At 70.6% G+C, this 10,198-nt stretch carries 8 protein-coding genes and 1 pseudogene; 7 read left to right on the top strand and 2 right to left on the bottom strand.

The window, feature by feature from the left end; genetic code table 11:
- Positions 1-369: pseudogene (locus BHU15_RS18575) on the bottom strand (hypothetical protein); the annotation flags it as partial.
- A 183-nt stretch (positions 370-552) separates the two neighbouring features.
- Here BHU15_RS18575 and mtnA point away from each other — a divergent pair.
- The 7 genes from mtnA to BHU15_RS18540 all read left to right on the top strand — a co-directional run bounded on the left by mtnA (position 553) and on the right by BHU15_RS18540 (position 9,363).
- The gene (gene mtnA, locus BHU15_RS18570; protein ID WP_031231395.1) at positions 553-1,701 is read left to right on the top strand and encodes an S-methyl-5-thioribose-1-phosphate isomerase; all 1,149 of its coding nucleotides are present in this window, start codon (positions 553-555) and stop codon (positions 1,699-1,701) included.
- Positions 1,702-1,935: 234 nt separating this feature from the next.
- The gene (gene mtrA / locus BHU15_RS18565; RefSeq protein ID WP_005486885.1) at positions 1,936-2,613 is read left to right on the top strand and encodes a two-component system response regulator MtrA; all 678 of its coding nucleotides are present in this window, start codon (positions 1,936-1,938) and stop codon (positions 2,611-2,613) included.
- Position 2,614: 1 nt separating this feature from the next.
- Complete coding sequence (gene mtrB, locus BHU15_RS18560; protein WP_079128226.1) at positions 2,615-4,681, top strand: MtrAB system histidine kinase MtrB; 2,067 nt, start codon at positions 2,615-2,617, stop codon at positions 4,679-4,681.
- A complete protein-coding gene (locus tag BHU15_RS18555; protein WP_069628212.1) occupies positions 4,671-6,521 on the top strand; it encodes an LpqB family beta-propeller domain-containing protein in 1,851 nt (616 codons plus the stop codon). The genes mtrB and BHU15_RS18555 overlap by 11 nt, the downstream gene beginning before the upstream one ends.
- 161 nt (positions 6,522-6,682) lie before the next feature.
- Positions 6,683-7,405, top strand: coding sequence for a ComF family protein (locus tag BHU15_RS18550; RefSeq protein WP_031231399.1), 723 nt, complete (start codon positions 6,683-6,685; stop codon positions 7,403-7,405).
- 316 nt (positions 7,406-7,721) lie between these two features.
- Positions 7,722-8,411 carry a ribosome hibernation-promoting factor, HPF/YfiA family gene (gene hpf / locus BHU15_RS18545; protein ID WP_023541345.1) on the top strand — a complete coding sequence of 230 codons (690 nt, stop codon included), beginning with the start codon at positions 7,722-7,724 and terminating at the stop codon, positions 8,409-8,411.
- 190 nt (positions 8,412-8,601) lie between these two features.
- Positions 8,602-9,363, top strand: coding sequence for a response regulator (locus tag BHU15_RS18540; RefSeq protein WP_069628211.1), 762 nt, complete (start codon positions 8,602-8,604; stop codon positions 9,361-9,363).
- Here BHU15_RS18540 and BHU15_RS18535 read toward each other — a convergent pair.
- The coding region (locus BHU15_RS18535) for a DNA glycosylase AlkZ-like family protein (RefSeq protein WP_069628210.1) at positions 9,356-10,198 on the bottom strand (843 nt) is incomplete at its 5' end. The genes BHU15_RS18540 and BHU15_RS18535 overlap by 8 nt on opposite strands.

Here is a 10,198-nt window from a genome sequence, read left to right as displayed (position 1 = left end):
GCGCCAGTGCGCGCGCAGCGTGGACACGGCACCGTCGAGGATCTCCCCCACGCCCAGGGGACGCAGCGGGATGACACCGGGCTTGGCCGCGAGGGGCGGCTGTCCCCAGCCGGGATACTGCCCGCCCGGGCCGGGGCCCGGGCTGCCGCCCCAGTTCGGTGCGGGCCTGGGAGCCGGGGGAACGGGGCCGGAGCCCGGGGCGCTGGGCGCGGACCACTGTCCGGGCGGCGGCTGGGTCTTGGACCACTTCGAGGGGGAGTCCGAGGGCGTGCCGGAGTCGTCGGCGGGCTGGGCGGGCCGGGGCACGCCGGCCTCCTGGCCGTCGGACGGGGCAGATCCGGGCGAGGCCCAGCCCGGAGTGTCGTTCACGGTCGTCCACCTCGTGGATTGGTTTCGGAGGCAGGCTCGGGGAGCCGGCGCTTCAACGGTGCCTGTCTGCGGAGCAGAGCGGGAGGCTGGCAGCCATCGTGCCACGCGTGGCCCGCCGGTGGGCGGGGTGCTCCATCTCCTTCTCGCCTTCATAGTCCGCGCGGTACCGGGCAGACTGGGCGGATGACTGATCAGTACGCACCATCCCCGCTCCCCGCCGAGCCGTCCATGTCTCCGGCACTGCGCTGGGACGAGCTGCCGGAAGGGCCCGTGCTGGTGCTCCTCGACCAGACGCGGCTGCCGGTCGAGGAGGCCGAACTCGTCTGCACCGACGTGCCGGCCCTGGTCCAGTCGATCCGGACACTCGCCGTGCGTGGGGCGCCGCTCCTGGGCATCGCCGGTGCGTACGGTGTCGCGCTCGCCGCCACCCGCGGATACGACGTGGACGAGGCCGCGGCGCTGCTGGCCAGTGCCCGGCCCACGGCGGTGAACCTCGGGTACGGGGTGCGGCGGGCGCTGGAGGTGCACCGGGCGGCCGTCGCCGGGGGCGCCGATCAGGAGCAGGCAGCCGCGGCGACGCTGGCGGAAGCCAGGAAGCTGCACCGGGAGGACGCCGTGGGCAGCGCCCGGATGGCGGCATCCGGGCTGGCTCTTCTCGACGAGTTGCTGCCGGGCGGAAGTCACCGGATCCTGACCCACTGCAACACCGGGGCGCTGGTCTCGGGCGGCGAGGGCACCGCGTTCGCCGTCGCGCTGTCGGCGCACCGGGCGGGGCGGCTCAGGCGGCTGTGGGTGGACGAGACACGCCCCCTGCTCCAGGGCGCGCGGCTGACGGCGTACGAGGCGGCTCGCAACGGGATGGCGTACACGCTGCTCACGGACAACGCCGCGGGGTCGCTGTTCGCGGCGGGCGAGGTGGACGCCGTGCTCATCGGCGCGGACCGGATCGCGGCGGACGGCTCGGTGGCGAACAAGGTGGGCAGCTATCCGCTCGCGGTGCAGGCCAAGTACCACCACGTGCCGTTCATCGTGGTCGCGCCCACCACGACGCTCGACCTGGACACGGCGGACGGCGCGTCGATCGAGGTGGAGCAGCGGCCGGGTCAGGAGGTGACCGAGCTCACGGCTCCGCAGGCGGCCGGGGCCGGGGTTGCGGTGGGCGGTGGTATGCCGGTCGCGCCGCTGGGGACGCAGGCGTACAACCCGGCCTTCGACGTGACACCGCCGGAGCTCGTGACGGCGCTGGTCACCGAGTACGGAGCGTTGTCGCCGGTGACCCGGGACGGGATCGCGGAGCTGTGCGCCCAGGCGCGGCAGGAGGTACGGGGCTGACGGGACAGCCGCGCGAGGAGTGGGGGGACGCGCTGTCGGGGTTCGCCGGGCGGGTGGCTCGCTATGGTTCCTGTCGAAGGAGCAGGTCAACGAGACAGGGTGTGGCATCTGTGGTTGACGTCAACAGCAACGAACCGCGACGGTCCACGAAGGACATCCGTCCACGTCGTCCCAGGTCAGTGAGCTGGATCACGCAAGTCTACGTAACGGAAATGAAAATGGGATGATGTCGATATGAAGGGACGCGTCCTTGTCGTCGATGACGACACCGCACTGGCCGAGATGCTCGGCATCGTGCTGCGAGGTGAAGGGTTCGAGCCGTCGTTCGTAGCGGACGGCGACAAGGCTCTCGCCGCTTTCCGTGAGGCCAAGCCGGATCTGGTGCTGCTGGATCTGATGCTGCCCGGCCGCGACGGTATCGAGGTGTGCCGGCTCATCAGGGCCGAGTCCGGTGTGCCGATCGTCATGCTGACGGCCAAGAGCGACACGGTCGACGTGGTGGTGGGGCTCGAGTCGGGCGCCGACGACTACATCGTCAAGCCGTTCAAGCCCAAGGAGCTGGTCGCCAGGATCAGGGCGCGGCTGCGCAGGTCCGAGGAGCCGGCTCCGGAGCAGCTGGCCATCGGCGATCTGGTCATCGACGTGGCCGGTCACTCCGTGAAGCGTGAGGGGCAGTCCATCGCCCTGACGCCGCTGGAGTTCGACCTGCTCGTCGCGCTGGCCCGCAAGCCGTGGCAGGTCTTCACCCGTGAGGTGCTGCTGGAGCAGGTGTGGGGCTACCGTCACGCGGCGGACACCCGCCTGGTCAACGTGCATGTTCAGCGGCTCCGCTCCAAGGTCGAGAAGGACCCGGAGCGCCCGGAGATCGTCGTGACCGTTCGCGGTGTCGGCTACAAGGCCGGACCGAGCTGAGATGTCCAGCGGCAGTGCTGCCCCGAAGCCCGGGGAGCCGGGAGTCCGTACGGGGCGGACTGCCGATCGGGCCCGTGGGGCCTCACGCGTCGGACGGCTGATGCGCCGTGGCCGGCTGCTCCAGGACGGGGCGGCGGGCAGCCCTGTGCTGCGTCTCGCCGTGCGCCTGCTCAGGCGGCCGGTGCTGCCGGCCGTGCGGCTGTGGCGGCGGAACATCCAGCTCAGGGTGGTCATCACCACCCTGCTGATGTCGCTGGGCGTGGTGCTGCTGCTGGGTCTGGTGGTGATCGGGCAGGTCCGTAACGGTCTGCTCGACGCCAAGGAGAAAGCGGCGCAGAGCCAGGCGGCCGGTGGGTTCACCGTCGCCAAGGAGAAGGCCGACGCGCCGGTCGAGCCGGGTGGCGAGGGCGGCTCGGGGGACGGCAGGTCGAGCCGTAACTCAGTCAACTGGCGCTCCGACCTGGTCGTACAGCTGGCCAGTGGCGGACAGAGCGCGTTCAACGTGGTGGCGCTGAGCGCCGACGCGAACGGTACGGGCTCCAGCAGTCGCTTCCCGCGCGCGTCCGGCGGTGTGGACCACATCGCGAGCGTTCCCGAGGATCTGCGCTCGGACGTCGCCAAGGGCACGGGGACGTTCCAGAAGTACACCCTGATCCAGTACACGGACGGCCGGGAGTCCGAGTCCGGGCTGGTGATCGGCAAGCGGCTGACCGATGTGGACGGCAACTCCTACGAGCTGTACTACCTGTTCCCGCTGACCCAGGAAGAACAGTCGCTCAATCTGGTCAAGGGCACGCTCGCCACGGCGGGGCTGTTCGTCGTCGTGCTGCTCGGGGCCATCGCCTGGCTGGTCGTACGGCAGGTCGTGACGCCCGTACGGATGGCCGCGGGGATCGCCGAGCGGTTGTCCACCGGCCGCCTCCAGGAACGTATGAAGGTCACCGGCGAGGACGACATCGCCCGGCTCGGCGAGGCCTTCAACAAGATGGCCCAGAGCCTTCACCTCAAGATCCAGCAGCTGGAGGAGCTCTCCAGGATGCAGCGCCGCTTCGTGTCGGACGTCTCGCACGAGCTGCGCACCCCGCTGACGACCGTCCGGATGGCCGCCGACGTCATCCACGAGGCCCGGGTCGACTTCGACCCCGTCACCGCGCGCTCGGCGGAGCTGCTGGGCGACCAGCTCGACCGTTTCGAGTCGCTGCTCTCGGATCTGCTGGAGATCAGCCGGTTCGACGCCGGCGCCGCGGCGCTGGAGGCCGAACCCATAGACCTCCGGGTGGTCGTACGACGTGTGATCGGCGGAGCCGAACCGCTCGCCGAGCGCAAGGGCACCCGGATCCGCGTCCTGGGCGACGAGCAGCCGGTCGTCGCCGAGGCCGACGCCCGCCGCGTGGAGCGGGTGCTGCGCAATCTGGTCGTCAACGCCGTCGAGCACGGCGAGGGGCGGGACGTGGTCGTGCGGATGGCGGTGGCGGGCGGCGCCGTCGCCGTGGCCGTACGCGACTACGGAGTGGGCCTCAAGCCCGGCGAGGCGACGAGGGTCTTCAACCGGTTCTGGCGGGCGGATCCGGCTCGGGCGCGAACCACCGGCGGCACGGGCCTCGGCCTGTCGATCGCCGTCGAGGACGCGCGTCTGCACGGCGGCTGGCTCCAGGCGTGGGGCGAGCCGGGCGGCGGGTCGCAGTTCCGGCTGACCCTGCCGCGTACCGCCGACGAGCCGCTGCGGGGCTCGCCGATACCGCTGGAGCCCGAGGACTCGCGGCGGGGCCGGGAGCGTTCCTCGCGAGGCGATGAGAAGGAGAGCGCCCACCGGCTGGCCAGCGTGCCTTCGCAGTCGGCGACGGGATCCTCGCTTCCGGTGCCGCCCAGGCCGCCGGTGCCACCACGCGCGGGCGCGGTCGACCCGACGGCGCTGCCGGGCAACGGCGCCCGGGTGGTGCCGCGTTCGACCGGCGAGCCCGTCGAACGGGACGCGGCCACCTCGTCGAGGTCGACGTCGTCAACTGCCGCCACGGTCGCGTCCGCGGCTCAGGCATCTGAGCGGGAGGACACAACTCGTGGGCGCTGACCGCCTTCGTCACGGCCGAGGGCGCGCGTGGCGCCTGCCCGTCGTATTCGGGTGCGGTGCCGTGCTGCTGGCCGGCTGTGCGTCGATCCCCAACAGCGGGGACGTCGAGCCGGTCAAGGCGTCGCCGCGCGGTGACTCCCAGGTGCGGGTCTATCCCGTCGCGCCCGCCGAGGGCGCCGATCCGAACGAGATCGTCGACGGTTTCCTGGAGGCGATGACCAGCGACGACCCCGACTTCGCGGTGGCCAGGAAGTATCTGTCGAAGCAGGCGTCGCAGAGCTGGCAGCCGGCGGACCGTACGACGGTACTGGCGGCGGCGCCCGACCCGGCCGACCCCCAGGGGCCTTCCGGTCCGGACGGCCCCGGCCTCACCTATCCGCTGTACGGCGAGCAGATCGCCGCGGTCGACGCCGGGCACGCGTACCAGCCGGTGGCGCCCGAGCCGTACAACGGCGCCATCCATCTCGTCCAGGAGAAGGTGCTGGACACCAAGGAATGGCGGATCGACGACCTCCCGCAGGGGCTGGTGCTCGGCGAGTCCGACTTCCAGCGCAACTACCGCGCGGTGAACAAGTACTACTTCGCCTCCGGGCAGGACTGGCTCGTCGCCGATCCCGTCTACATCCGGCAGCGCATAGACCCCGTGACACGGATGGATCCGGTCACGCAGGCGGTCAAGGTGCTCCTCGAAGGGCCGACGGACTGGATGCGGCCCGTGGTCGACTCGCCGTTCCCGACCGGTACGGAGCTCAAACGCGGCACCCGGACACTGGAGTTCGACGACCGCAACGCCCTGAAGGTGCCGCTCAACGCCAAGGTCGACAATGTCGGCCGGGAACAGTGCCGCAAGATGGCCGCGCAACTGCTCTTCACCCTCCGCGACTTGACCTCCACCCGAGGTGAACAGGTCGAGCTGCTGCGGCAGGACGGCTCCTCGCTGTGCGTGCTGAGCGGCGACCAGGCCGAGGAGTTCGCCGCCGACCGTACGTCGGGCAGCTCGGACAGTCCGTACTTCATCGACGCCAAGGGCCGGCTCTCGCAACTGTCGGCGAGCAGCAAGGAGCCGATCGATCCGGCGCGTGTGCCGGGCCCGTTCGGCGACGGCACCCTGCCGCTCGGGCAGGTCGCCGTGGCGCGGGACGAGAAGCACGCGGCGGGTGTCTCGCAGGACGGCAAGTCCCTGTACGCCGGATCCATCATCTCGGCGGGCGAGGTGGGCGACGCGCTCGTCGTCAGCGAGGCCGTGAAGAAGGAAGACCGGCTGTCGGCGCCCAGTTGGGACGGCAACGGCGATCTGTGGATAGCCGACCGCGACCCGAAGCACCCCCGGCTGCTGCGCCTCGCCGACGGCGCCGACGCGCCCCGCGCGGTCACGGTCGACGGACTCGGCGACGCGCGCATCGAGGCGCTGCGGGTCTCCGCCGACGGCGTACGGGTGGCGCTGCTGCTCTCCGAGGACGGACGTACGACCCTCCAGATCGGCCGCGTGGAGCGACGTGGACCCGCCACGGAGCAGACGGTGTCCGTGACGGAGCTGAAGGCCGTGGCGCCGCGTATGGAGACGGTGACGGCCGTGTCGTGGGCCGGCCCGAGCCGGCTCGTCGTGGTCGGTAAGGAGGAGGGCGGGGTGCAGCAGGTGAGCTACATCCAGACGGACGGTTCGACGTCGGCGGCCGGTGTGCTGCCGGGGCTGAACCAGGTCACCGGGATCGCCGCCGCGGACGACGAACAGCAGCCGCTGGTCGCCGACTCGGACGACGCGGGCATCGTGCGGCTGCCGACCGGCGCGAACTGGCAGACGATGGTGAAAGAGGGTTCGTCACCGGTCTATCCGGGCTGATCCGAAGGGCACGACGCAGGGCATGGCCCAGGGCCTGTCCCTCGGGGCGGGCCGGGTCGCGGGGGCGTGCTGTGCCGCGTGCACGTGCATTCGGGCCGGATCTGGATCCGGGTTATCCACAGGGGTGGCCGGGGGCGCGAGTCGTTGGCACAGTGGGTGACATGCGGGGGTGGTGGCGAGAAATCACCGGGCTGGTGCTGCCGGTCGCCTGCGGCGGCTGCGGGAGTCCCAGGACGCCGCTGTGCGACGCGTGCGGACGGGCGTTGTACGGGACGTGGCCGTGCCGGGTGAGACCTGTTCCCGAGCCCGTGGGGCTGCCGGTGGTGCATGCCGCCGCACCGTACGAGGACGCCGTACGAGCCGTGCTGCTGGCGCACAAGGAGCGTGGCGCGCTCGGGCTCGCCGCGCCCCTGGGCAGGGCGCTGGCCGGTGCCGTCCAGGCCGCCGTCCCGCCGGGTACGGGTGTCGGCCCGCTGATTCTGGTGCCGGTTCCCTCGACGCGGCGCGCCGTCGGTGCGCGCGGACACGACGCCGCCCGCCGGATCGCCCTGGCGGCGGCCGGGGAACTGCGGGGCACCGGGCGGTCGGCCCGGGTGATTCCGGTGCTGCGGCAGCGGCGTGCGGTGGCCGACCAGTCTGGCCTGGGCGCCCGTCAGAGGCTCGCCAATCTGGCCGGGGCTCTGGAGGTCGCCGTCGGTGGCACAGGGCTTCTGGAGGGCGGCAGGGTGGTGCTGGTGGACGATCTCATGACGACCGGCGCATCGCTCGCGGAGGCGTCACGCGCGATGCATGCCGCGATGAAACCGGGGTACCCCGGATTCATACAGGTGAGCGCGGCTGTGGTGGCCGCACCTCCGCTCTCTTTCGAAATAAACCGGAACTGATCGCGAGTTTGCTTCGTTGCAGGTGGTGAGGGTCATAAAACACCGGAACGGACGTACGCACTGGTAGCGGGTGCCGATACCCGGCCAAGAGAGCTATGTTCGGTTGTGAGGAAAAGCGAAAGCTGGAGCTCACTGATATGCAGCGGCGCGTTGGAGCGTTTTCCAGAACCTCGAAGTCAGAGGGAATGGGGATCTTGCCCACGGGGGAGGAGGAGGTGAAAGTCGCCAAGTCCGAGGCCTCGATGCCCATCGAGGTCGGGTGCAAGAGGGAGTAGCTCCGCAACGCGGCGGAGCGAATCCGGGAACGGAGTTCTGCGTGGACATCGTCGTCAAGGGCCGCAAGACAGAGGTACCCGAGCGGTTCCGTAAGCACGTGGCCGAGAAGCTGAAGCTGGAGAAGATCCAGAAGCTCGACGGCAAGGTGATCAGCCTCGACGTCGAGGTGTCCAAGGAGCACAACCCGCGTCAGGCGGACCGTTGTGACCGGGTGGAGATCACACTCCACTCCCGCGGTCCCGTCATCAGGGCGGAAGCCGCCGCCGCCGATCCGTACGCGGCGCTCGACCTGGCCACCGGCAAGCTGGAGGCGCGGCTGCGCAGGCAGCACGAGAAGCGCTTCAACCGCCGTGGCAACGGCAGGCTTTCGGCCGCCGAGGTCGTCGACGTCGTTCCTGGGGTCGCCCAGTTGAACGGCTCGGGCCCGGCCCCCGCGAGCGAATCGCCCAACGGCGTGCCCACCACCAGGATCGGCTCGCTCGAAGTGCAGGGCGAAGGACCGCTGGTGGTCCGCGAGAAGACGCACACCGCGGCTCTGATGACCCTCGACCAGGCGCTCTACGAGATGGAGTTGGTCGGACACGACTTCTATCTGTTCGTGGATTCCGAGACCAAGGAGCCGAGCGTCGTCTACCGACGGCACGCCTACGACTACGGCGTCATCCACCTGAGGACCGACCAACTGGCCGAGTCCGAGGCCGCGGGCGCGGGCGGCGCGCTCGGCGGCTGAGAAAACCGACCCCTCGGTGGTGCCCCCGCAGTGCCTGATCCGGCCGCGGGGGCACCACCGCGCGACTACTGGATCACCGCTCTGTCGGCCGGGCATGAAAGCATGGCCACGCACGTCAACCCCCGGTCCCCGACCAGGGGTTGGTGTAGCTCGCATGTACTTCGGCCCATGGCCTTCAGGGGGAGGAACGATGGCGGACAGCTTCGGGCCGGTGCAGCACGCGCGCGGTACCGGCGGTACGACCGGCGGCAGCGGACCCGACGGTGGCGCGGACCCGGACGACCCCGGCAAGGAACCGATCAGGGTCCTTGTCGTCGACGACCACGCCCTCTTCCGCCGGGGGCTGGAGATCGTCCTCGCCCAGGAGGAGGACATCCAGGTCGTCGGAGAGGCCGGAGACGGCGCGGAAGCCGTCGACAAGGCCGCCGACCTGCTCCCCGACATCGTGCTGATGGATGTCCGGATGCCCAAGCGCGGCGGCATCGAGGCCTGTACCTCCATCAAGGAGGTGGCCCCCAGTGCCAAGATCATCATGCTGACGATCAGCGACGAGGAGGCCGACCTCTACGACGCGATCAAGGCGGGCGCCACCGGCTATCTCCTCAAGGAGATCTCGACGGACGAGGTGGCCACCGCGATTCGCGCGGTCGCCGACGGGCAGTCACAGATCAGCCCTTCCATGGCTTCCAAGCTTCTGACCGAGTTCAAGTCGATGATTCAGCGCACCGACGAGCGCAGACTCGTGCCGGCGCCGAGGCTTACCGAGCGCGAGCTCGAAGTCCTCAAGCTGGTCGCCACGGGAATGAACAACCGTGATATCGCCAAGGAGTTGTTCATCTCCGAGAACACCGTGAAGAACCATGTCCGCAACATCCTGGAGAAGCTCCAGCTGCACTCCCGGATGGAGGCCGTGGTCTACGCGATGCGGGAGAAGATCCTCGAAATCAGATGACGGCCCGGGTCAGTGGCGCCGCCAACTCGGGGCGGTCGACGCGCTCGATCCGTACGGAGTCGCAGCCCACCCACTCGGCGGCCTCCCGCAGCGCCCGCGCCATCGGCTCGACGGCGGCGGGCGTGTCCAGCGACACCTGACGGGCCACGAGCGTGCTGCCCTCCCGTGCCGGGTCGACCCGGCCGAGCAGCTTCCCGCCCGACAGCAGGGGCATCGCGAAATACCCGTGGATCCGCTTGGGCTTGGGAACGTACGCCTCCAGGCGGTGGGTGAAGCCGAAGATCCGCTCCGTGCGGGCCCGCTCCCAGATGAGCGAGTCGAACGGTGAAAGCAGAGTCGTACGGTGCCGCCCACGCGGGACGCTCGCCAGCGCCTCCGGATCGGCCCAGGCGGGCTTCGCCCAGCCCTCGACCGTCACCGGCACCAGCCCCGAGTCCGCGATCACCGCGTCGACCTGCTCGCCCTTGATGCGGTGGTAGTCCCCGATGTCCGAGCGGGTGCCCACCCCGAGCGACTGGCCCGCGAGCCGCACGAGCCGGCGCAGGCACTCGGTGTCGTCCAGGTCGTCGTGCAGCACCTCGTCGGGGATGGCGCGCTCCGCGAGGTCGTACACCCGCTTCCAGCTGCGGCGCTCCGTGCAGACCACCTCGCCGTGCATCAGCGCCCGCTCGACCGCGACCTTGGCCTCGGACCAGTCCCACCACTCGCCGCCGTTCTTGGCGCCGCCCAACTCGGTGGCCGTGAGGGGGCCTTCGGCCCGCAGCTGCTTGATCACCGCGTCGTACGCCCCGTCCGACAGCTCGTGGTGCCAGTGCGGACGGGGCGTACGACGCGG

The organism is Streptomyces niveus (assembly GCF_001723055.1).
GTDB classification, from domain to species: Bacteria; Actinomycetota; Actinomycetes; order Streptomycetales; family Streptomycetaceae; genus Streptomyces; species Streptomyces niveus.
The sequence above is the reverse complement of the archived record's forward strand: the minus strand, read 5'-3'. Positions and strand labels throughout refer to the sequence as shown.